Source organism: Laedolimicola sp. (assembly GCF_051972735.1).
GTDB classification, from domain to species: domain Bacteria; phylum Bacillota; class Clostridia; order Lachnospirales; family Lachnospiraceae; genus Laedolimicola; species Laedolimicola intestinihominis.
The window spans coordinates 1-22,078 of the sequence record NZ_JBOKYU010000039.1 but is presented as its reverse complement, the minus strand read 5'-3'; the positions used below and the strand labels follow the sequence as shown (position 1 = coordinate 22,078).

The 22,078-nt window shown below is 51.1% G+C and carries 16 protein-coding genes; 12 read left to right on the top strand and 4 right to left on the bottom strand.

The window, feature by feature from the left end; all coding sequences use genetic code 11:
- Both aroA and ACTRC3_RS09305 read right to left on the bottom strand, forming a co-directional pair.
- On the bottom strand, nucleotides 1–1,235 hold a 1,235-nt coding region (gene aroA, locus ACTRC3_RS09310; protein WP_440322863.1), incomplete at its 3' end, for a 3-phosphoshikimate 1-carboxyvinyltransferase.
- A 22-nt stretch (nucleotides 1,236–1,257) separates the two neighbouring features.
- Nucleotides 1,258–2,355 (bottom strand): prephenate dehydrogenase, encoded by a 1,098-nt coding sequence (locus ACTRC3_RS09305; RefSeq protein ID WP_440322862.1) that lies wholly within the window; start codon nucleotides 2,353–2,355, stop codon nucleotides 1,258–1,260.
- Between the two features lie 374 nt (nucleotides 2,356–2,729).
- Here ACTRC3_RS09305 and ACTRC3_RS09300 point away from each other — a divergent pair, with 374 nt between their 5' ends.
- The 5 genes from ACTRC3_RS09300 to ACTRC3_RS09280 all read left to right on the top strand — a co-directional run bounded on the left by ACTRC3_RS09300 (nucleotide 2,730) and on the right by ACTRC3_RS09280 (nucleotide 12,422).
- The gene (locus ACTRC3_RS09300; RefSeq protein ID WP_440322861.1) at nucleotides 2,730–4,811 is read left to right on the top strand and encodes an elongation factor G; all 2,082 of its coding nucleotides are present in this window, start codon (nucleotides 2,730–2,732) and stop codon (nucleotides 4,809–4,811) included.
- 288 nt (nucleotides 4,812–5,099) lie between these two features.
- Nucleotides 5,100–6,842: an ABC transporter ATP-binding protein gene (locus ACTRC3_RS09295; RefSeq protein ID WP_440322860.1), complete on the top strand. Its 1,743-nt coding sequence runs from the start codon at nucleotides 5,100–5,102 to the stop codon at nucleotides 6,840–6,842.
- Complete coding sequence (locus ACTRC3_RS09290) at nucleotides 6,832–8,568, top strand: ABC transporter ATP-binding protein (protein WP_440322859.1); 1,737 nt, start codon at nucleotides 6,832–6,834, stop codon at nucleotides 8,566–8,568. The genes ACTRC3_RS09295 and ACTRC3_RS09290 overlap by 11 nt, the downstream gene beginning before the upstream one ends.
- A 129-nt stretch (nucleotides 8,569–8,697) precedes the next feature.
- Nucleotides 8,698–11,115: a leucine--tRNA ligase gene (gene leuS / locus ACTRC3_RS09285; RefSeq protein ID WP_440322858.1), complete on the top strand. Its 2,418-nt coding sequence runs from the start codon at nucleotides 8,698–8,700 to the stop codon at nucleotides 11,113–11,115.
- Nucleotides 11,115–12,422 (top strand): chloride channel protein, encoded by a 1,308-nt coding sequence (locus ACTRC3_RS09280; RefSeq protein ID WP_440322857.1) that lies wholly within the window; start codon nucleotides 11,115–11,117, stop codon nucleotides 12,420–12,422. Before leuS ends, ACTRC3_RS09280 begins: the two co-directional genes overlap by 1 nt.
- Before the next feature lie 68 nt (nucleotides 12,423–12,490).
- Here ACTRC3_RS09280 and ACTRC3_RS09275 read toward each other — a convergent pair whose 3' ends face one another.
- Nucleotides 12,491–12,895 carry a hypothetical protein gene (locus ACTRC3_RS09275; protein ID WP_178039116.1) on the bottom strand — a complete coding sequence of 135 codons (405 nt, stop codon included), beginning with the start codon at nucleotides 12,893–12,895 and terminating at the stop codon, nucleotides 12,491–12,493.
- Nucleotides 12,896–13,053: 158 nt separating this feature from the next.
- Complete coding sequence (locus ACTRC3_RS09270) at nucleotides 13,054–13,308, bottom strand: chorion class high-cysteine HCB protein 13 (protein ID WP_178039117.1); 255 nt, start codon at nucleotides 13,306–13,308, stop codon at nucleotides 13,054–13,056.
- 186 nt (nucleotides 13,309–13,494) lie between these two features.
- Here ACTRC3_RS09270 and ACTRC3_RS09265 point away from each other — a divergent pair, with 186 nt between their 5' ends.
- The 7 genes from ACTRC3_RS09265 to ACTRC3_RS09235 all read left to right on the top strand — a co-directional run bounded on the left by ACTRC3_RS09265 (nucleotide 13,495) and on the right by ACTRC3_RS09235 (nucleotide 21,971).
- Nucleotides 13,495–14,283: a zinc dependent phospholipase C family protein gene (locus ACTRC3_RS09265; protein ID WP_440322856.1), complete on the top strand. Its 789-nt coding sequence runs from the start codon at nucleotides 13,495–13,497 to the stop codon at nucleotides 14,281–14,283.
- Between the two features lie 22 nt (nucleotides 14,284–14,305).
- Entirely contained in the window at nucleotides 14,306–15,541 is a 1,236-nt protein-coding gene (locus ACTRC3_RS09260) for an MFS transporter (RefSeq protein WP_178039119.1), read from the top strand.
- A gap of 30 nt (nucleotides 15,542–15,571) precedes the next feature.
- Nucleotides 15,572–16,483 (top strand): S8 family serine peptidase, encoded by a 912-nt coding sequence (locus ACTRC3_RS09255; protein WP_178039120.1) that lies wholly within the window; start codon nucleotides 15,572–15,574, stop codon nucleotides 16,481–16,483.
- A gap of 49 nt (nucleotides 16,484–16,532) precedes the next feature.
- A complete protein-coding gene (locus ACTRC3_RS09250) occupies nucleotides 16,533–18,236 on the top strand; it encodes a S8 family peptidase (RefSeq protein WP_440322855.1) in 1,704 nt (567 codons plus the stop codon).
- 75 nt (nucleotides 18,237–18,311) lie between these two features.
- On the top strand, nucleotides 18,312–19,529 hold the full coding sequence (locus ACTRC3_RS09245) for an NADP-dependent isocitrate dehydrogenase (protein WP_440322854.1): 1,218 nt from the start codon (nucleotides 18,312–18,314) through the stop codon (nucleotides 19,527–19,529).
- Nucleotides 19,519–20,964 (top strand): MBOAT family O-acyltransferase, encoded by a 1,446-nt coding sequence (locus ACTRC3_RS09240; RefSeq protein ID WP_440322853.1) that lies wholly within the window; start codon nucleotides 19,519–19,521, stop codon nucleotides 20,962–20,964. The genes ACTRC3_RS09245 and ACTRC3_RS09240 overlap by 11 nt, the downstream gene beginning before the upstream one ends.
- A gap of 11 nt (nucleotides 20,965–20,975) precedes the next feature.
- Nucleotides 20,976–21,971 carry a hypothetical protein gene (locus ACTRC3_RS09235; protein WP_440322852.1) on the top strand — a complete coding sequence of 332 codons (996 nt, stop codon included), beginning with the start codon at nucleotides 20,976–20,978 and terminating at the stop codon, nucleotides 21,969–21,971.
- Nucleotides 21,972–22,078: the final 107 nt, after the last annotated feature.

The window sequence follows — 22,078 nt, the reverse complement described above, 5'->3', positions numbered from 1 at the left end:
GAAATATTCACACAGTCCGCGCCGAGGATCTCCGTCTCCCCATCCGCATTGAGCGCCGCCACCGCAAATGACATGGCGATCCGATGATCCAGATGGCTGTCAATTACAGCCCCGTGAAGCGGATAACCACCTTCAATTATCATACCGTCATTCGTCGCCGTTACCTTCGCGCCCATAGCTGTCAGATTCTCAGTCATCACCGCGATTCGGTCAGACTCCTTCACCTTCAGCTCTGCCGCGTCCCGGATAACCGTCGTCCCTTTCGCAAAGCAGGCCATCACCGCAATAACCGGCAGCTCATCAATCAGCGTCGGAATCAAATCTCCCTCAATGATACAACCCTGAAGAGAAGATGTCCGCACCAGAAGATCTGCCGTGGGTTCTCCGCTGTCCGTATTTTCATTCAGCAGTGTTACATCCGCGTTCATCATCCGGCAGACACGTAAAATACCGTCCCGGGTCGGGTTGGTTCCCACATTTTTAATCAGCAGCTCCGAATCCGGTGTGATACATCCCGCCGCGATAAAGTAAGCGGCAGAAGAGATATCCCCGGGAACCTGTACCTTCTGTCCGATGAGTTTCGGCTCTGGCTGAATCGCAGCCGTAGTCCCTTCACTTTTCACATCCGCTCCGAAGAAACGCAGCATCAGCTCCGAATGATTTCGGGACAGCGCAGGTTCCGTCACGCTGGTGGGCGCGTCTGCGTAAAGTCCGGCCAGCAGAATCGCAGACTTCACCTGAGCGGAAGCCACCTTTGTAGTATAGTGAATGCCATGTAAGGGCCGTCCCTGAATGCGAAGCGGCGCGCACCCATTTCCGGAAAGGCTGGTAATGGCGGCACCCATCTGACTTAAGGGTTCGATGATACGTCCCATGGGCCGCTTCTGTATGGAGGCGTCGCCGGTCAGCGTAGTCTCGAAATTCTGACCGCTTAAGATACCGGAAATCAGCCGGGTGGTTGTACCGCTGTTGCCTGCATCCAGAATCGCAGACGGCGCGGAAAGCCCGTGCAGTCCCTTCCCGTGAATCAAAATACGCTCGCCCTTATCCTCAATGGAAATGCCGAGCCGACGGAAGCAGTCAATGGTAGAGAGGCAGTCGGCGCCCCTTAAGAAACCGGTCACCTCGGTGGTTCCCTCTGCCAGCGAGCCGAACATAACGGTCCGATGGGAGATGGATTTATCGCCGGGGATGGTAACTTCCCCGTGTAATTTCTGCGCACGTGTAAATTTCATAAATGTTCTCCTCACAGTATATTTATCGCTCATAAATGGTGTAACGGTATTTGCGAAGCAGTTCCACTGCTTTCTTATAAGCGTCTTCATCGTAGAGTTCTACGCGGAGCACGGCTTCTTCGAATTCCCGATTGTGGATAATACCGATGTTTTTGATACTGATGCCGCCGGAAGCCAGGATGGTCGCCAGAGTAGCGATACCGCCGGCCTCGTCCACCATGTCGCAGTAGAAGGCGTAGGTCTTCTTGAGCGGTCCTGCAGAAGCCTCCGGGATGGAGTTCCGGTAATCTCGGGAAGTGGCGAAGAAAGCATGGATCTTGTCCGCTTCTTTTCCGGTAATTTCCGTCCGGAGTCGGCTAAGCTGCGCCTGGTAATGATCCAGCGCTTTCAAAATATTTTCGGAATTGGTCATGCAGATCTGCTCCCACATATCGGGAGAAGAGGATGCAATTCTTGTAATATCCTTGAAACCGCCCGCCGCAATCCGTTTCATCAATTCGTCGGGGCCGTCCAGATCCTTCACTAATTCCACCAGAGAAGAAGCGATCAGGTGGGGCAGATGGCTGACGCAGGCCGTGATAAAATCATGCTGGCGGTAATCCAATACCAGCGGAAGGGCCTTTAGAGAGGAAACTAGGGCAACGAATTCATTTACCGTATCCTCAGGCACGCCTGTGCCCGGCGTGATAATATAGTAGGCATTTTCAATCAGATGGGTCTTGGCGTTCTCGTATCCGGTCTTTTCAGAGCCTGCCATGGGATGGCCGCCGATGAACTGCCCGGTAAGCCCCAGAGCATCTACCTTCTCATGAATATCCGTCTTTGTGCTGCCCACATCAGTCAGGAGACAGGTCTTTGGTAACATGGGCTTTAACTGCTCCAGATAGCGGGCGTTAGTCTCCACGGGCGCACAGAGGAAAAGCAGATCGCAGGCGGCAAACTGCTCGCCGACTTCAGAACAGGCCTCGTTGATCACGCCTTCGTCTACAGCTTTTTGGAGTGTGTCCTGACTTCTCATATAGGCTATCATCCGGACATCCGGGTGATATGCGCGAATGGCTTTTGCGATGGAGCCGCCGATGAGGCCCAGTCCGATAAAGCCGATGGTATTCATTTTCATGGTGAAAACTCCTTTTATGTATACAAAATCTCTAAGAGTTAATTTTAAAGTTTTTTGCGGAAAATGTCAACACTAGCTTACATTAACGCATAAAAGTGTATTGCGAAAGCAGAAGAATAAGAATATAGAAAGCGGAAAGCCCGGCGGGATGACGAAAATTGATTTCTGCAGATGGATGCCAGATTTACAATATGCTGTACAAAAATTCGCAAAAATAGAAATTACTTGTAAAAAATATATAAAAACTATTGCAATATTGTCAGACTTTTAGTAAAATGTATCCATGGTGTTCCGATGCCTTTCATTTACAGAATAATCTTTTTGACAGATGAAATATCCGGAACTATAAAATTATTGTAATCGGAGGAATAGGCATGAATATTTACACAACTGACAAAATTCGTAACGTAGTTCTTCTTGGCCACGGCGGCTGCGGTAAGACCAGTCTCGTAGAGGCGATGGCATATGTATCCGGCCTGACCACCCGTATCGGTAAAGTGACTGACGGCAATACCATCAGTGATTATGATAAGGAAGAGATTAAGAGAAAGTTCTCCATTACCACATCGGTAGTTCCTCTGATTTGGCAGGATTGTAAGATTAATCTTCTGGACGCTCCGGGATATTTCGATTTTGTAGGCGAGGCAGAAGAGGCAGTGTCAGCGGCTGACGCGGCAATTATTGTGGTATCCGGTAAGGCCGGCGTGGAGGTCGGAACCCAGAAGGCATGGGATCTCTGCGAGAAGTATAAGCTGCCGAGAATGTTTTTTGTATCTGAGATGGATGTGGATCATGCGTCCTTCCGTCAGGTGGTACAGGATCTGACCGATTTGTACGGCAAGAAGATTGCGCCGTTCTATCAGCCTATCCGTGAAAATGAGAAATTTGTGGGCTATATAAACGTCTGCAAAATGGCAGGCCGCCGCTTCACCGATATCGGCAAACGCGAGGAGTGTGAGATTCCGGAATACTCCAAAGAAAACCTGGCTATCTGCCGTGAGGCGCTTCTGGACGCAGTAGCGGAGACCTCCGATGAATTTATGGAGCGGTACTTCAATGGTGAGGAGTTCACCTTCAGCGAGATCCGTGCGGCTATGAAGTTTAATGTATGCGACGGCACTGTGATTCCGGTATCCATGGGATCCAGCACCGAGCTCCGTAACATCCACAACCTGCTGAATGATATCGTAGAGCTGTTCCCGAGCCCGGATAAGAAGTCCTGTAACGGTATCAATATGAAGACCAACGAGATTTTCGAGGCGAATTACGATTTCTCCAAGGCGAAATCCGCTTATGTATTTAAGACCATCGTGGATCCGTTTATCGGAAAGTATTCTCTGATCAAGGTGTCCTCCGGTGTTATTAAGTCCGACGATACCCTCTATAATCAGGATAAGGATGCGGAAGAAAAGCTGAACAAGCTGTACATCATGCAGGGCAACAAGCCCATCGAGACCACAGAGCTGCACGCAGGCGATATCGGAGCCATCGGCAAGCTGGCGAATACCAAGACCGGCGACACCCTGTCCACCAAGGCAGCCCCGATTGTGTTCGGCAGAACCGAGATTTCCAAGCCCTATACCTACATGAGATATAAGGCAAAGAATAAAGGCGACGAGGATAAGATTTCCCAGGCGCTGGCGAGGATGATGGAAGAGGATCTGACCTTAAAGAACGTCAATGATTCCGAGAACCGCCAGACCCTGCTGTACGGCATGGGCGACCAGCATCTGGACGTGGTAGTCAGCAAGCTGGAAGAGAAATTTAAGGTATCGGTAGAGCTGTCCAAGCCGAAGGTAGCTTTCCGTGAGACTCTGAAGAAGAAAGCGGATGTGGACTCCAAGTATAAGAAGCAGTCCGGCGGACACGGACAGTACGGCCATGTTAAGATGACCTTCGAGCCCTCCGGCGATTTGGAGACTCCGTATGTATTTGAGCAGATCGTAGTCGGCGGCGCGGTTCCGAAGAACTACTTCCCGGCAGTGGAAAAGGGTATTCAGGAATCTGTGGTGAAGGGTCCTCTGGCCGGATATCCGGTAGTCGGCGTAAAGGCTGTTCTGTACGACGGTTCCTATCATCCGGTAGATTCTTCCGAGATGGCGTTCAAGACCGCGGCAAGCCAGGCCTTCAAGAAGGGCTTCATGGAAGCAGGTCCGGTTCTGCTGGAGCCGATTGTGACCATGACAGTAACGGTTCCGGATAAGTATACCGGCGACGTCATGGGCGATCTGAATAAGAGACGCGGCCGTGTGCTGGGCATGAACCCCATTGCAGGCGGCAAGCAGGAAGTCGTAGCGGACGTTCCGATGACCGAGATTTTCGGTTATTCCACAGACCTGCGTTCCATGACAGGCGGAAGCGGCGAATTCTCCTATGAGTTTGCGCGCTACGAGCAGGCGCCGGCGGATGTGCAGGCGAAGGAAGTGGAAGCGAGAGCCTCCGAAACTGCAGAATAATTTTACATAGGGATTATGAAAAAAGGGGAGATAGTATAAGAACAATTACTGTTCACGGCCACTATCCCGCGAGGTGTTTTGGTATGTATATGCCAAAATCCCGAGTTATGCAAGCGCGAAATTACGCGAATAGCGTAATTTCTGTGCATAGCGAAGCGGGTTAATGCGAACGAAGTGAGCAGTAACCAAGGGCATCCGGTTAGCGCCGGGTGCTCTTTTTTGGCTCTTGTAAAATATTCTTTCCGGGGGTACAATAAAAAAATATACGTGTTACGGAGGAAACAGGACATGAAACGACTGTTGTATTACATGAAAGAGTATAAAAAGGAGAGCATTTTAGGACCTCTTTTCAAGCTTCTGGAAGCCAGCTTTGAGCTGCTGGTGCCGCTGGTGGTGGCCCATATTATCGATACGGGTATCGCGAACGGGGACGGCGGCTATGTACTGAAGATGGGCGGCGTCCTGATTCTGCTGGGCTTCGTGGGACTGGCCAGTTCCATTACAGCCCAGTATTTTGCGGCGAAAGCGGCGGTGGGAAGCAGTACCGCCATGCGAAAGGCCCTGTTTGAGCATCTGAACAGCTTTTCCTATAAAGAGCTGGACACCATCGGAACATCCACACTGATTACGCGGATTACCAGCGATATCAATCAGGTGCAGACCGGTATCAATCTGGTGCTGCGTCTGTTCTTACGTTCCCCATTTATCGTGTTTGGAGCCATGGTCATGGCCTTTACCATTGATATGAAGGCGGCGGCGGTATTTGCAGGGGTTGTCCCGGTACTGTTTATCGTGATATTCGTGATTATGGGCATTACGATTCCCTGGTATCGGAAAGTGCAGAGTCAGCTGGATCGGGTGCTGCTTCATGTGCGGGAAAACCTGTCCGGTGTCCGCGTGGTACGGGCATTCAACCGGCAGCAGGATGAGATGGAGACTTTCCATCAGGACAGCACGACACTTATGAACACTCAGCTTTTCGTGGGCCGGATCTCCGGACTCTTAAATCCGCTGACTTACGCGATCATCAACGCGGCGGTGATTCTGCTGGTATGGACCGGCGGACGTCAGGTGGATGCTGGTATCTTAAGCCAGGGCCAGGTGGTGGCGCTGGTCAACTACATGTCCCAGATCCTGGTGGAGCTGATTAAGCTGGCCAACCTGATCGTCAATGTGACTAAATCTCTGGCCTGCCTGTCCCGCATCAATAAGATCATGGATCAGGAAGCCGGTATGACCGAAGGAACCGTGGCGGAGCAGAAGCAGAACAAGGATGTTCCCTGTGTAGAGTTTAAAAATGTCAGTATCACCTACGAGGAGGGCGCGGACGCGGCCCTGTCCCATGTGAATTTCCAGGCTTATCCGGGCGAGACCATCGGCGTCATCGGCGGTACAGGTTCCGGAAAATCCACCCTGGTGAACCTGATTCCCCGGTTTTATGATGTGAGCGAGGGCCAGGTTCTGGTGGACGGCCTGAATGTACAGGATTACACCTATGAAGGCCTGCGCGGCAAGGTGGGCGTGGTTCCTCAGAAGGCGGTGTTGTTCTCCGGTACGATTCGGGAGAATCTGCAGTGGGGCAAGAAGGACGCCAGCGACGAAGAACTGTACGCGGCACTTGAGACCGCTCAGGGTCGTGAGATTGTAGAAAAGAAGGAAAAAGGCCTGGATACGGAAGTGCTGCAGAGCGGCCGAAACCTGTCCGGCGGACAGAGACAGCGTCTGACCATCGCAAGAGCGCTGGTGCGGGATCCGGAGATTCTGATTCTGGACGACAGTGCTTCGGCTCTGGATTTTGCCACGGACGCGAAGCTCCGGAAAGCTCTGCAGGAGCATAAAAAAGAGGCTACGGTATTCCTGGTATCCCAGCGGGCGGCGACCATCCGGCAGGCGGACAAGATTATCGTGCTGGATGACGGCGCGGTAGCGGGCATCGGAAAGCACGAAGAACTGTATCAGAATTGTGAAGTATATCGGGAGATCTGTAACTCCCAGGTTTCGGCAGAGGAGGAAAAAGCACATGAAGCGTAAATCTACATTAAAAAGAGTCCTTTGCTATATCGAAGGGTATCGACAGTATCTGCTGGCGTCCATTCTGCTGGCGGTTCTGACCGTGGCCCTGACCCTGTACGCGCCGATTCTCACCGGCGACGCCATCGATTTTATGATTGGAAAGGGCGCGGTAGATTTTGCAGCCCTCCTGAAGCTTCTGACGAAGCTGGGCGTGATTATAGGAGCCACCTCGGTGTTCCAGTGGCTCATGAATCTCTGCAACAACCACATCACTTATAAGGTCGTGATGGATGTGCGGACAGAGGCCTTTGACCATATGCAGGATCTGCCCCTAAGCTATATCGATAGTCATCCCCAGGGCGACATCGTCAGCCGCCTGATTGCGGATATCGACCAGTTTTCTGACGGTCTGTTGATGGGATTTACCCAGTTATTTACAGGCGTGATGACCATTCTGGGAACCCTGCTGTTCATGCTTTCGATCAATGTGGGCATCACATTGGTGGTGGTCTGCATTACGCCGCTGTCCCTTCTGGTGGCCGGCTTTATCGCCAGGCGGACCCACAGCATGTTCAAGCTTCAGTCTGAGACCAGAGGAGAGCTTACCGGACTGATTGATGAGATGGTAGGAAATCAGAAGGTGGTCAAAGCTTTTGGACATGAGGAGGAGGCCATCGCCCGGTTTGACGAGATTAACCAGAAGCTGCAAAATCACAGCCTGCGGGCGATTTTCTATTCGTCGATTACCAACCCGGCGACCCGTTTTGTCAACAGTATGGTGTACGCGGGTGTGGGCGTGGCAGGTGCTTTCGCGGCCATCCGTGGCGCCCTGAGCGTGGGTCAGCTGTCCTGCTTCTTAAGCTACGCAAACCAGTATACCAAGCCTTTTAATGAGATCTCCGGTGTAGTCACCGAGCTTCAGAACGCCCTGGCCTGCGCGGAGCGTGTCTTTGACTTCATCGACCGGGAGCCCATGAGCGCCGATCCGGCGGACGGCCCCCATATCGAGAAGGCGGAAGGCAGTGTGGATCTGGAAAATGTGGCATTTTCCTATACCAAGGATCGGGAACTGATTAAAAACCTGAATCTGCATGTGAAGCCCGGTCAGAGAATTGCCATCGTCGGTCCCACCGGCTGCGGCAAGAGTACCCTGATTAATTTGCTGATGCGTTTCTACGATGTGGACAAGGGCTGCATCTCTGTGGACGGAACCCCGATTCAGGATCTGACCCGGGAAAATCTGCGGCAGCAGTACGGTATGGTATTGCAGGAGACCTGGCTGAAGTCCGCGACGGTCCGCGACAACATTTCCTATGGAAAGCCGGACGCCACGGAGGAGGAGATTATCGAGGCAGCTAAAGCGTCCCACGCCCACAGCTTCATCCGGCGCCTGCCGAAGGGTTATGACACGGTGCTTTCCGAGGATGGAGGCAGCCTTTCTCAGGGACAGAAGCAGCTTCTGTGTATCTCCCGCGTCATGCTGTGCCTGCCGCCCATGCTGATTCTGGACGAGGCCACATCCAGCATTGATACCCGTACGGAGCTGAAGATTCAAAATGCCTTCGCGAAAATGATGGAGGGCCGTACCAGCTTTATCGTAGCCCACCGTCTGTCTACCATTCGGGAGGCGGATGTGATTCTGGTTATGCGGGACGGACAGATTGTCGAGCAGGGTACCCACGAAAGCTTGCTTGCGGCCAATGGCTTCTACGCGGAGCTTTATAACAGCCAGTGGGCCGTGTAAAAGACCGATTTTGCTTGACAAAGCAGTCTGGTGTGATATGATAAAATGCAGTGAGAATTCGTAAATTGTAACCCGAAGTAATTGCGAAGATTCTTATTTTTACAAGATAAACAAGAGGAGTGGAAAGAAATGGCAGTACCATTTAACCACCGCGCGGTGGAAGAGAAGTGGCGCAAGCACTGGGAAGAGCATCCGGTGAACGTCAACGACGGGAAAAAACCGAAATACTATTGTCTGGATATGTTCCCCTATCCGTCAGGCAACGGACTTCATGTAGGTCACTGGAGAGGCTATGTTATCAGTGATGTATGGAGCCGCTACAAGCTGATGCAGGGACATTACATCATTCATCCCATGGGATGGGACGCATTCGGACTTCCGGCTGAGAACTACGCCATCAAGATGGGCGTACACCCGGCAAAGTCTACCGCAGAGAATGTGGCTAATATCAAGAGACAGATTAACGATATCGCAGCCCTTTACGACTGGGATATGGAAGTGAATACAACAGATCCGAAGTTCTATAAGTGGACACAGTGGATTTTTGTACAGATGTTCAAAAAGGGCCTGGCGTATGAAAAGGAGTTCCCCATCAACTGGTGTCCGTCCTGTAAGACCGGTCTGGCAAATGAGGAAGTGGTCAACGGCTGCTGCGAGCGCTGCGGCACTCCGGTTACCAAGAAGAATCTGCGTCAGTGGATGCTGAAGATCACCGCATATGCAGACCGCCTGCTGAACGACCTGGACAAGCTGGACTGGCCGGAGAAGGTTAAGAAGATGCAGACCGACTGGATCGGCAAGTCTTACGGTGCTGAGGTGGATTTCAAGGTAGAGAACAGTGATGAGAAGATCACCGTATATACCACACGTCCGGATACTCTGCACGGCGCGACCTTTATGGTACTGGCTCCGGAGCATGCGCTGGCTGCCAAGCTGGCTACCGATGAGACCAGAGCGGCAGTAGAGGATTACATTTTCAAGTCTTCCATGCGTTCCAACGTGGATCGTGTACAGGATAAGGAAAAGACCGGCGTATTTACCGGAAGCTACGCGATCAACCCCATCAACGGAGCAAAGGTTCCCATCTGGCTTTCCGATTACGTACTGGCTGACTATGGTACCGGCGCCATCATGTGCGTACCGGCCCATGACGACCGTGACTTTGAGTTCGCGAAGAAATTCAACATTCCGATCATCCAGGTTATTGCCAAGGATGGCAGGGAAATTGAAAATATGACTGAGGCTTATACCGAGGCCAGCGGAACCATGATCAATTCCGGCGAGTGGAACGGCATGGAGTCTGCAGTCCTGAAGAAGGAAGCGCCGCTTATCATTGAGAAGATGGGCGTGGGCAAGAAGACCGTCAACTATAAGCTGCGTGACTGGGTATTCTCCCGTCAGCGTTACTGGGGCGAGCCGATTCCGATCATCCATTGTCCGAAGTGCGGCAACGTACCGGTTCCGGAAGATCAGCTTCCGCTGGAGCTGCCGGAGGTAGAAAGTTATCAGCCGACAGGTACCGGAGAGTCACCTCTCGCTGCCATTGATGAGTGGGTCAACACCACCTGCCCGTGCTGCGGCGCGCCTGCAAAGAGAGAGACCAACACCATGCCCCAGTGGGCAGGTTCCTCCTGGTATTTCCTGCGCTACGTGGACAATCACAACGATGAGGAGCTGGTAAGCAAGGAGAAGGCAGATAAGTATCTGCCGGTAGATATGTACATCGGCGGCGTTGAGCATGCGGTACTGCATCTTTTGTACTCCCGTTTCTATACCAAGTTCCTGCATGATATTGGTGTCATCGACTTTGACGAGCCGTTTACCAAGCTGTTCAATCAGGGTATGATCACCGGTAAGAACGGCATCAAGATGAGTAAGTCCAAAGGAAACGTGGTTTCCCCGGACGACCTGATCCGCGATTATGGCTGCGACGCTCTGAGAATGTATGAGATGTTCGTAGGACCGCCCGAGCTGGATGCTGAGTGGGACGACAGAGGAATCGATGGCGTATCCCGTTTCCTGAAGCGTTTCTGGAACCTGGTTCTGGACAACAAGGACAAGGGAACCGCGGAAACTCCGGAGAGCGTCAAGATCCGTCACAAGATGGTCTATGACATTACTACCCGTCTGAACAGCTTCAGCCTGAACACCGTTATCTCCGGTTTCATGGAGTACAATAACAAGCTCATCGATCTGGCAAAGCGCCAGGATGGTCTGGACAAAGAGACACTGGAGACAGCCGTAACCCTGATTGCGCCTTTCGCTCCGCATATCGCAGAGGAGCTTTGGGAGCAGTTGGGTCACAGTGAAACTGTATTTGCTCATGGATGGCCGGATGCGGATGAGGAAGCCATGAAGGACGACGAGATTGAGATCGCCGTACAGGTCAATGGTAAGACCCGTGGAACCGTTACCATTTCCAGCAGCGCAGCCAAGGAAGACGCTATCGCGGCTGGTAAGGAAGTAGTAGCAGACTGGCTGAAGGGCACCATCGTAAAAGAAATTTACGTGCCCGGAAGAATCATCAATATTGTGGTAAAACCGTAATGGATGAACAAACTAATAAAAAAGAGGAGCTGCGGGACGTGGTCCCGCAGCTTGAAAATCGGTTCCGGATTACCATCTGGAACCGATTAGTCGTTCTTGCAAAATGGCTGATATTCGCTGCACTGACCGGCTTGGCGTTGGGTCTTGTGGGAACCGCCTTCGGAAAAGGCGTTTCCATGGCTACATCTTTTCGTATGGCTCATCCCTGGATCCTGTACGGTCTGCCCTTCGCGGGCGTTCTGATTGTCTGGATGTATCAATGGGAGCGCAAACAGGAGCGCAGCAGCACCAATATGGTTCTGGATGCCATTCACGCGGAGCGTGAGATACCCTTAAAGACAGCGCCGCTGATCTTCATCTCTACGATCCTGACCCATCTCTTCGGCGGTTCCGCCGGACGTGAGGGCGCGGCCCTGCAGCTGGGCGGAAGCATCGGCAACTTTCTGGGCAAAATTCTGCGTATCGACGAAAATGATCGCCGTGTTATGATCATGGCCGGTATGAGCGCCGCCTTTTCCGCCTTGTTTGGAACCCCCATGGCAGCGACTGTCTTTTCCATGGAAGTCGTAAGCGTCGGCATCATGCACTACGCGGCTCTGGTACCCTGTGTGGTGGCTTCGTACATCGCCTATGGGGTAGCCTGCCACTTCGGGCTGACCGGAGAGCGTTTTTCTCTGGGAACTTTGCCGGAATTCAATCTCCCGAATGCAGGCAAAATCCTATTCCTGGGATTTTGCTGTGCCGCAGTCAGCATCCTGTTCTGCGTCGTTTTACATAAAACAGAAGAGATATTTGCGGAAAGAATCAAGAATGCCTTTGTGCGCCCCCTGGTATCAGGCGTCCTGATCATCATTTTAACGATGCTTCTGGGTACCACAGATTACCTGGGTACCGGCATGCAGGTAGTAGAACGGGCTGTAGTCGACCAACAGGTTGTCTGGTGCGCCTTCCTTTTGAAGATTGTATTCACCGCCATCACCCTGTCCGGCGGCTTCAAGGGCGGCGAGATCGTCCCCACCTTCTTTGTAGGAGCTACCTTCGGCTGCCTCATGGGTCAGATCCTGCACATCTCCCCATCCCTGGCCGCCGCCTGCGGCATGGCCGCAGTATTTTGCGGCGTCACCAACAGCCCTATCTCCTCGCTGCTGATCAGCCTTGAGATGTTCGGCTTCGAAGGAGCCCCGTTTTACTTTGTGGCCATTGCCATCAGCTACATGCAGTCCGGCTACTACGGCCTCTACCGCAGCCAGAAGATCATGTATTCCAAAGTAAAGACACAGTTCATCAACCGTAATGCCAAGGAATAGGTGGTGTGCGACATAGAAAGTCAGAAAAAGGCCGGCGGAAAATTTTTTTCGCCGGCCTTTTTCGTCCGTTACTTCATAAAACTCCGCGCCAGCTTCACCATCTGCTCCATCCGCGCCACCTCTTCCTCCGACTTTCCCTGCTTCAGCGTATTAAAAATCTCCTGAAACTCCCCCTCCGACATCGGATGATCCGAACTCTTCGCCATATTCATAATCTTCTGAAACTCCCTGGGATCCATACGCCCACTCCCTTCCGGCGTACCATCAAAAGAAGCCTGCCCGTCATCAGCACAGCGATCAGAACCAGAGCCGGGTGTTTGCACAGCCGTCATTTCAGCCATCATGCTGGAATACTGCATATAAGTAGTCAGTATTTCCATCATGCGAATCAGAGAATCGATTTTTCGATTCAACTCATTGCATTTATGCTGAAGCTCATAGAGGATCCGATAGCGCTCATCGCCAGGCTTCATCTGAGTGCCTCCGGTTTTTTGTAATAAATATATGGGAAAATAGAAGAAGTATGAATGAAAAAATATGGCTGCCAATGAGGCTGCCCTTTCTCTTTTATATAGAGAAAGTTATAAAACGGCGGGGAGAAAAATTGATTTCTCCCCGCCGGAAAAGTGGGCTAGCAGCCGCATCCATTTCCGCAGCCACAGCCGCTATTGCCGAAAAATCCTCCGTTTCCGCAGCCGCCGCAGCAGCACAGAATCAGAATCAGCCACAGACAGCTGTTGTCATTGCCACAGCCGTTTCCGCCGAAAAGACCGTTGCCGTTGCCACAGCAGGAAGTCAGAAGCAGCAGCCAGATCAGAGTACTGCAGCAGCCGTTGTTACCATTGTCGCAGCCACATCCGCAGTTGGTAGCAGTTAAATCACTCATAATAAATCCTCCAGGAAAATGAATTATTTATATTGCCATAGTATGAGAGGACTGAAAAAGTGTGAGGAAAGATAACAGAAAAATTACCGGAATAGAGGTTGTAAGAAAGAAGATTATGTGAGACAATACAAAAGTAAGATCTCAGAGGGTCTGCATATTTCAACACAGAAGAAAGGAAGGGTATCTATGCCTGCAACCTACGCACATTATAAATTCGGAAAGAAAGTCTATCGGGCGCTGCCCGGGGAGCTTCGGGAAATGATAAAGGAGAATAAAGCGGCCTACCTGCTGGGACTTCACGGACCGGATCTCTTATTCTATTACCATCCTTATTCAAAAAACCGTATCAATCAGTTGGGCGTGAAGATGCATAAAGAAACGGCAAGGTCTTTTTTTGAAAAAGCGAGAAAACAGTATCAAAAGAGACCAAATTACGTATTGTTGTCCTATCTCTGCGGTTTCATGTGCCACTACATGCTGGACAGCGAATGCCATCCCTATATCAGCCGTTATATGGATGAGAGAGGTCTTGGTCATCTGGAGATTGAGACTGATTTCGACCGGGAACTTATGATCGAGGATGGAAAGGATCCGCTTACGAATAACTGCACCCGGCATCTGATTCGGGATCTGGATACGGAAGAAGCCATCGCGTCGGTACTGGATGATGTGACAGCCGATCAGGTGGACGCCTGTATTCTGGGCTTTAAGAAAACCATTCGGATGTTCCAGTGCCCATCTAAAGCAAAAGCGAAGCTCCTAAAAGGCTTTTTCTCCTTAATTGGTCAAAAAAAGGGGCTTGGCGGCCTGGTGATGAACGGTCAGGTGAATCTTGAATGTGTGGAGAGTGGTATGACGCTGGAACGTCTTCTGAACAGAGCTGTAGAGCCGACCACAGAGGAGATTGTAAAATACGTTCAGGCTATCAGCAATGATTCAGGGCTCAGCGAACGGCTGAACCGGGATTTTGAGTAAAAGCTTTTGAGGGAGAAAGAAGATGAATAAGACAACGAAACTGGAAAGACGCTGGATCCTGTATGATGTGGGCAATTCGGCCTTCGTTATGCTGGCGTCTACGATTATACCGATTTATTATAAGAATGTGGCATCGTCCAGCGGCATTTCCGCCGCGGATTCCACCGCGTATTTCAGCTATGCCACATCGCTTGTGACTATCATTGTGGCGATTCTGGGTCCGGTACTGGGAAGCTTCGCGGATACCAAAGGTTATAAAAAGCCGGTTTTCACCTTTTTTATGATGATGGGCGTGTTGGGCTGTGCGGGTCTTGCGGTTCCGAAGACCTGGCTTGCCTTTCTGGCGGTCTATGTGATTGCCAAAGTGGGCTTAAATGCCAGTCTGGTCTTTTATGACGCCATGCTGGGTGATGTGACTACAGATGAGCGGATGGATGAGGTATCCGCCAGAGGTTATGCCTGGGGCTATATCGGAAGCTGTATTCCTTTTATGTTCAGCCTGATTTTTGTATTGAAAGCAGATGCTTTCGGCCTGTCGGGAAGCGCAGCTGCGGCGGTGGCTTTCCTGGTCAACGCCGCCTGGTGGTTTCTGGTGACACTGCCGCTTCTCAGAAGCTACCAGCAGATCTACTATGTGGAGCGGACAGCGCATCCGGTGCAGGACAGCTTCCGCCGCCTGGGTCAGAGCTTTGCGGAAATTCGAAGGACACCAAAGATCTGGTATTTTCTGCTGGCGTTCTTCTGCTATATCGACGGTGTATACACGATTATTGACATGGCAACTTCCTATGGCAAGGACGTGGGCATCAGTGATACGAACCTGTTACTGGCTCTTTTGCTGACCCAGATAGTGGCGTTCCCCTGTTCGATTCTTTTTGGACGGTTATCCAGGAAGGTGCGCAATACTACATTGATCGAGGTCTCTATCGTCAGCTATTTTGGCGTGGTACTCTTTGCGCTGCAGCTTGACAAGGCCTGGGAGTTCTGGCTTCTGGCTGTCTGGGTGGCGGTATTCCAAGGGGCGATTCAGTCTCTGTCCCGGTCTTATTTTGCGCGGATTATCCCGAAGGAGAAAGCGACAGAATTTTTCGGCTTCTTTGACATCTTCGGTAAAGGCGCGGCCTTTGTGGGAACCATGCTGATGGGTATCTCCACTCAGCTGTTCCATACATCCCGCGCGGGTGTGGCCATGCTTGCGGTAATGTTCGCGGCGGGCTTTGTGCTGTTTCGAATGGCAGTACGCTGTGGAGATGCATAAAATAACAGAAAAGCAGGGAGTCTTTTCTGTATGGATCGCGTGAGAAGGCTGCTTGAAGCACAGTCGGCATACCGGCTTGGCCTCTATGGGGAGGGCGTCGGTGTGGCGGTTGTGGATTCCGGCGTCAATGACAGACACCCGGACTTAAGGGGCCGGGTGGTTTATGCTTATAATTACCTTACAAATTCCGGTGGCGCGGCAGACGACTGCGGTCATGGAACCCATATCAGCGGAATTATCGGAGGAACCGGAGAGGCATCCGGCGGCAGGTACCAGGGACTTGCGCCGCGATGTCATTTTGTTTCCCTGAAAATTCTGGACGGCAGGGGAAATGGGGACAGTGTGGGACTAATTCGGGCCCTGCACTGGCTTTTGGAGCATGGAAAAGAATACGACGTCCGCGTTATCAATATTTCTGTGGGCGGGAGAGTACCAAAGGCTGAGATACGGACAGAGCTCATAAGCGCTGTGGAGGAAGCCTGGGACGCGGGCTTTGTAATCTGCGCGGCAGCCGGAAATCAGGGACCTGCCAGATCCAGCATTACGGTTCCGGGAACCAGTGAAAAGGTAATTACAGTGGGTTCCTCTGATGATGAACTGGCCGTTCCGGTGCGCGGCATCCGAAGGGTGCATTATTCTGGCCGGGGTCCCATATCGGCGTGCGTTCTTAAGCCGGAGGTGGTTGCTCCCGGAGCGGAAATTCGTTCCTGCCGGGCGGATTTTGAGAGTCCTGGCAATCCATTTTACAGCGTTAAATCAGGCACCTCCATGGCAACCTCTGTGACAGCAGGAGCGCTTGTCTTACTTTTGTCCGCCGAACCGGAACTTACCAATGAACAGATAAAAAAGCGGCTGCAGACAGGCTGCAGAGATCTGAAACTTGCCCCGAACCATCAGGGCTTTGGTGAAATCTGGCTGCCGGGGCTTCTGAAAAAAGCATGATCAGATAAAGAGAGCATAGGCTGTAAAAAGAACTTACGGGCGGTGCGGTATGGACGAAGCATGCAGAGAAAAAATAGTGTCGGAAAATTACGCGGATTTTATCTGGCAGACCAATGTACGGGAGGAGGATATCCGGGAAATCTATCCGGATGTATGCGTGCAGCGCATCAATGATTACTACACGGTATTTTACGCGGATCGCAAAAAATGGACGGCGGATCGGGAACGACTGTACGAGTACAGTTATGAATTATTTCCTACTTTGTATACAACGCTGCAGACGGAAAATCTGGAGGCCTCCGGAATTCTGGCTCTGCAGAATCAGCCGGTCCTGAACCTTCGGGGACAGGGCGTATTGCTGGGGTTTATTGATACAGGGATTGATTATCGGAACCGCTGCTTCCTGGACAATGCGGGAAAAAGTCGGATTCTGGCCATCTGGGACCAGACGGATCAGAACGGAACGCCGCCGGAGGGTATTCACTATGGCAGTGTGTATACAAAGTCAGAGATCAATGGGGCGCTGTCTGCGGAACAGCCTTATGAAACAGTGCCTACCCGGGATATTTCCGGCCACGGAACGAAGCTTGCGTCCATTGCGGCGGGAAGCGAAAACCGTGAGACCGGCTGGATCGGAGCCGCGCCGTTGTCGTCCATTGCCATGGTAAAACTGAAACCGGCCAAGCGCTATCTGAAGGAATATTTTCTGGTACCTGAGGAAGCGGAAGCTTATCAGGAAAATGATATCATGCTGGGAGCCCGTTTTCTGCATGAACTGGCGCAAAGGGAAAGCCTGCCCCTGGTTATCTGTCTGGCTCTTGGCAGCAATATGGGCGGCCATACCGGCACTTCGCCTTTATCCTCATATCTTAACGCCATTGCCGTCCGGGCGGGACGCTGTATCATTCTTGCAGGGGGAAATGAGGCCAATCAGGGGCACCATTATTATGGCGTGATGGGAGAGGGGGAGCCGTACCAGGATGTGGAAGTGAGGGTGGCAGAGCGGGAACAGGGCGTGATGATGGAACTGTGGAGTAACACACTGGATGTATTTTCTGTATCACTCATATCGCCTTCGGGGGAAGAGGTTCCGCGGGTCACCTCGGGACAGAAAAACTGGATGTTTGATTTCCTCTTTGAAAATACTGTGATCTATGTGAATTTCCAGACACTGAATCTCTTTAGCGGCGATCAACTGATTGTTGTCCGCATGGCGGATCCGTCTCCGGGAATCTGGCGGATCCGCGTCTACGGGGAACGTATCGTAGATGGCGTTTACAACATCTGGCTGCCGGTGACAGGCTTTGTAAGCAGTGAGACTGTATTTTTAAACTCGAATCCGGATATCACACTGACGGAGCCGGGCAATACGGAGACGCCGATTACCACAGGGGCTTACCGGTCTTCCAATGGCAGTATCTATATGGATTCCGGAAGGGGATTTACACGAAACGGGAGAATCAAGCCGGATTTAGCAGCGCCCGGGGTAGCGGTAGCGGCTTATGGGCCGGAAAACCGGGCAGTGAATCTTACCGGAACCAGTGCCGCGGCAGCAGTGACAGCCGGGGCGGCAGCACTTTTACTGGAATGGGGAGTTGTGCGGAAAAACAGGCTGACGATGGGAACACTGGAAATCAAACAGCTGTTGGTTCGCGGCGCGGATCGAAGCGCGTCCCTCCTTTATCCCAACCGCTCCTGGGGCTACGGTTCCTTGAATCTCTATCAGGCATTTGCGGCGCTGGGACGATTTTGAACTTGCAGTCCCAGGGGGAATCGTCTATAATAAAGAACAAAGCGCGGAAAAACGCAAACCCTAGGAGGACCTACGATGGAAAAAATTAAGATGACAACTCCGCTGGTAGAGATGGACGGAGATGAGATGACACGGATTCTCTGGAAGATGATTAAGGATGAGCTTCTTCTTCCATTTGTTGATTTAAAGACCGAATATTATGACCTGGGACTGGAACACCGGAACGCGACGGACGATCAGGTGACTGTGGACGCTGCAGAAGCTACCAAAAAGTACGGTGTGGCGGTGAAATGTGCGACCATTACCCCTAATGCGGCCCGCATGGAGGAGTACGATTTAAAACAGATGTGGAAGAGTCCCAATGGTACCATCCGGGCGATTCTTGACGGAACAGTATTCCGGGTTCCGATTATCGTAAAGGGCATCGAACCATATGTAAAAAACTGGAAAAAACCAATTACCGTAGCACGTCATGCTTATGGTGATGTATACAAGGCTGCGGAAATGCGGATTCCGGGTCCCGGAAAATGTGAGCTTGTATTTACCGGTGAGGATGGAAGCGAGCTGCGTGAGACTATCCATGACTTCAAAGAGGGCGGCGTGGTACAGGGCATGCACAATCTGGAGAGCTCCATCGAAAGCTTCGCCAGAAGCTGCTTTTCCTACGCGGTTTCCCAGAGGCAGGATCTGTGGTTTGCCACCAAGGATACGATTTCCAAGAAATATGATCATTTCTTCAAAGATACCTTCCAGGAGATTTATGAGAAGGAATATAAAGAACAGTTTGAGAAACTGGGCATTACCTATTTTTATACGCTGATCGATGACGCGGTAGCCCGTGTGATCAAGTCCGAGGGTGGTTATATCTGGGCCTGCAAGAATTATGACGGCGACGTCATGAGTGATTTGATTGCCACTGCCTTTGGCTCATTGGCTATGATGACCTCTGTGCTGGTATCTCCGCATGGATATTACGAATATGAGGCGGCACACGGAACCGTACAGCGCCATTATTACAAGCATTTGAAGGGCGAGGAGACCTCTACCAATTCCATGGCGACCATCTTCGCATGGTCCGGCGCCTTAAGAAAGCGCGGAGAGCTGGATCAGAACCTGGCCCTGACAGAGTTTGCGGATAAACTGGAGCAGGCTTCCATTGCAACCATTGAAAACGGAAAAATGACCAAAGATTTGGCGCTAATTACGACCCTTCCGAATCCGACGGTGCTTTCCAGCGGTGATTTTATCAAAGAGATCCGAAAGACCTTAGAGGAACTTTTAAATGCTGTTTAATTCCAATGCATTTTATATATTTTTGCCTATTGTATTTGTGATTTACTGGCTGACGCCCCCGAAACACAGGTGGGGCGTCCTGCTGGTATCCAGTTACTACTTTTATATGAGCGCCAACGCGAAATACATTTTGCTGATTCTGCTGACTACGGCAGTCTCTTACGGAACGGCACTCGTGATTGAGAAAACAGAAGAACAGAAGAAAAAGAAGCTATGTATGGGTCTGGCCCTGCTGGTCTGCCTCGGTCTTTTGTTCTTTTTCAAATACTTTAATTTCCTGAGCAGTTCTGTGACAGCGATCCTGGCGCGCGCATCAATTTCCATGAGCCCGGTGACGCTGAAGCTTGTGCTTCCGGTAGGTATCTCGTTCTATACTTTCCAGACGCTTGGATATGTGATCGACGTCTATAAGGGAAAGACGAAGGCCTGCCGCCATTTTGGAAAATACGCGGCCTTTGTGTCCTTTTTCCCGCTTCTGCTGGCCGGTCCCATTGAACGGGCGGAGCATCTGATGCCGCAGATAGAGGAAGAACATCATTTTGAGTATGACAAGGCTATCCGGGGTGCCAAGCTGATTGCATGGGGCTATTTTAAGAAAATTGCCATTGCGGATGTGCTTTCCTCCAGCGTGGATATTGTATACAATCAGGTGACAAGTTTTACAGGTCTGGCTCTTGGCGTGGCGACACTTTTTTACGCCTTCCAGGTTTACTGTGATTTTTCCGGTTATTCGGATATTGCCCGGGGGGTGGCCTGTCTTTTTGACATTGATCTGGTCAATAATTTCAAGAGCCCTTATTTCGCGGCTTCTGTGAAAGAGTTTTGGGCCAGATGGCATATTTCTCTGTCCACCTGGTTCCGGGATTATGTATATATTCCGCTGGGCGGCAGCCGTACCGGAAAATGGAAGACTTACCGGAATCTGCTTGTGACCTTTCTGGTAAGCGGTCTCTGGCACGGGGCCAGCTGGACTTTTGTGATCTGGGGCGGACTTCACGGCGCGGCGCAGATATTCGAACGGATCTGGAATCAGTATTTCCCACCCGGAAAAGAGGGAAAAAACAGGTTCCGAGTACTTCTGACTTTTGCCTTTGTGACCCTGGCCTGGCTGTTTTTCCGGGCAAATACCATGTCAGACGCAATTTATATTCTGACCCATCTCTTTGACGGCATTACCCATCCTTTGAGTTATGTGAAGGAATGTTACGTGGCCTTCAAAAAAGCCGGGCTGATTCAGAGCAACGAACTGAAGCTGGTGCTGTTCTGGGTGGTGCTGCTTATGGCGCACGATTATATTGCGCTTAGGGAAGATGTATGTCAGTGGTTTGGCCGTTTTGGTAAGCCGGTGCGCTATACATTTTATTTCGCCCTGATTTTTGTCGTGCTTTACAGTCGTCAGCTGGGCGAGTACAGTTTTGTATACTTTCAGTTTTAATGAGGACATCTATGAGACGATTTTTACGTAAAATTGCGCCGTTTGTGATTTTTATCCTGATTCTGGAGCTGGCCATTCCCATGGCGGTGGATCCTTACAATGTTTTTCATTGGCAGAAAATCCGGGATAATGGGGTAGAGCCCAACAGCAATTACATTAAAATGCAGTACATCCTGCATAATCCGGACAAGTTTGATTCCTTCCTGTTCGGTTCCTCCCGGACCGGTTTTGTGGACGTGGAGAACATTCCGGATGGAAAATGGTACAATATGTCCTATTCAGAAGGACTGCCGGCGGAGCATCTGGAGAACCTGCAGGAGATGATTGCCAATGGAATCATTCCGAAAAATGTCATGATCGGCGTGGATAATATTTCCGCCTTCGTGGATCCGTCCCTGCATCAGAATCAGTTTTACCGGATCCCCTATCCGAGAGCGGATAAACTGGGGTTTTATGGGAAATATCTTAGCATTAAGGGCGTCCTGCTGTCCTTGGATGTGATTCGAAATCATGAAGTGACCGATCCGGATTATGTGGAACGCTATTATCGGAGCGGAAGTACGCTCCGGGATCCGTCTCTTGGCGGAACCTTCAAGGACGATGTGCCCTACTGGGACGATTATTATACCGATTATATGGCTGATTCGCTTCTGGACATCCGGCGGATCCGGGAATTATGCGAAGAGTATGGGATTAACCTGATTGTGTTTACCAATCCGCTTTATTACCGGACCTATCAGGAGTCCAAGCATTTCGGTTACGATCAGTACCTGGGATGGCTGGCCGGAGCAGCGGGGAGCTTTTATAATTTCAGCGGGGAAAATGCCGTGACCATGGATAAGAACTATTTTTATGAATCCAGTCATTATACAGAAGTGGTGGGAGATATGATTATCGACCGCATCTTTAACGGGGTGACAGATGAGAGCCTGGAAGCTCAGGGCTTCGGCATGTATGTGACAGAAGACAATTTAGATGAATTTAATGAAGCGCTGGCCAATCATTGAGCCAGCGCTTCCCATTGTTCGTATAGAATTTCAAGACGGGCCGCAATGGCCTCCTTTTCTTTATGAAGCTTCATGCATTCCGCCACATTCGTGTAGATGGATTCCTG

Bases quoted from the DNA above. Each gene is read 5' to 3' on its own strand.
- ACTRC3_RS09295 (WP_440322860.1), top strand. From the start codon at position 5,100: ATGAAACGACTGTTGTATTACATGAAAGAGTATAAAAAGGAGAGCATT.
- ACTRC3_RS09260 (WP_178039119.1), top strand. From the start codon at position 14,306: ATGAATAAGACAACGAAACTGGAAAGACGCTGGATCCTGTATGATGTG.
- ACTRC3_RS09280 (WP_440322857.1), top strand. From the start codon at position 11,115: ATGGATGAACAAACTAATAAAAAAGAGGAGCTGCGGGACGTGGTCCCG.
- ACTRC3_RS09250 (WP_440322855.1), top strand. From the start codon at position 16,533: ATGGACGAAGCATGCAGAGAAAAAATAGTGTCGGAAAATTACGCGGAT.
- ACTRC3_RS09245 (WP_440322854.1), top strand. From the start codon at position 18,312: ATGGAAAAAATTAAGATGACAACTCCGCTGGTAGAGATGGACGGAGAT.
- ACTRC3_RS09290 (WP_440322859.1), top strand. From the start codon at position 6,832: ATGAAGCGTAAATCTACATTAAAAAGAGTCCTTTGCTATATCGAAGGG.
- ACTRC3_RS09265 (WP_440322856.1), top strand. From the start codon at position 13,495: ATGCCTGCAACCTACGCACATTATAAATTCGGAAAGAAAGTCTATCGG.
- ACTRC3_RS09300 (WP_440322861.1), top strand. From the start codon at position 2,730: ATGAATATTTACACAACTGACAAAATTCGTAACGTAGTTCTTCTTGGC.
- ACTRC3_RS09240 (WP_440322853.1), top strand. From the start codon at position 19,519: ATGCTGTTTAATTCCAATGCATTTTATATATTTTTGCCTATTGTATTT.
- ACTRC3_RS09275 (WP_178039116.1), bottom strand. From the start codon at position 12,895: ATGAAGCCTGGCGATGAGCGCTATCGGATCCTCTATGAGCTTCAGCAT.
- ACTRC3_RS09270 (WP_178039117.1), bottom strand. From the start codon at position 13,308: ATGAGTGATTTAACTGCTACCAACTGCGGATGTGGCTGCGACAATGGT.
- leuS (WP_440322858.1), top strand. From the start codon at position 8,698: ATGGCAGTACCATTTAACCACCGCGCGGTGGAAGAGAAGTGGCGCAAG.
- ACTRC3_RS09305 (WP_440322862.1), bottom strand. From the start codon at position 2,355: ATGAAAATGAATACCATCGGCTTTATCGGACTGGGCCTCATCGGCGGC.
- ACTRC3_RS09235 (WP_440322852.1), top strand. From the start codon at position 20,976: ATGAGACGATTTTTACGTAAAATTGCGCCGTTTGTGATTTTTATCCTG.
- ACTRC3_RS09255 (WP_178039120.1), top strand. From the start codon at position 15,572: ATGGATCGCGTGAGAAGGCTGCTTGAAGCACAGTCGGCATACCGGCTT.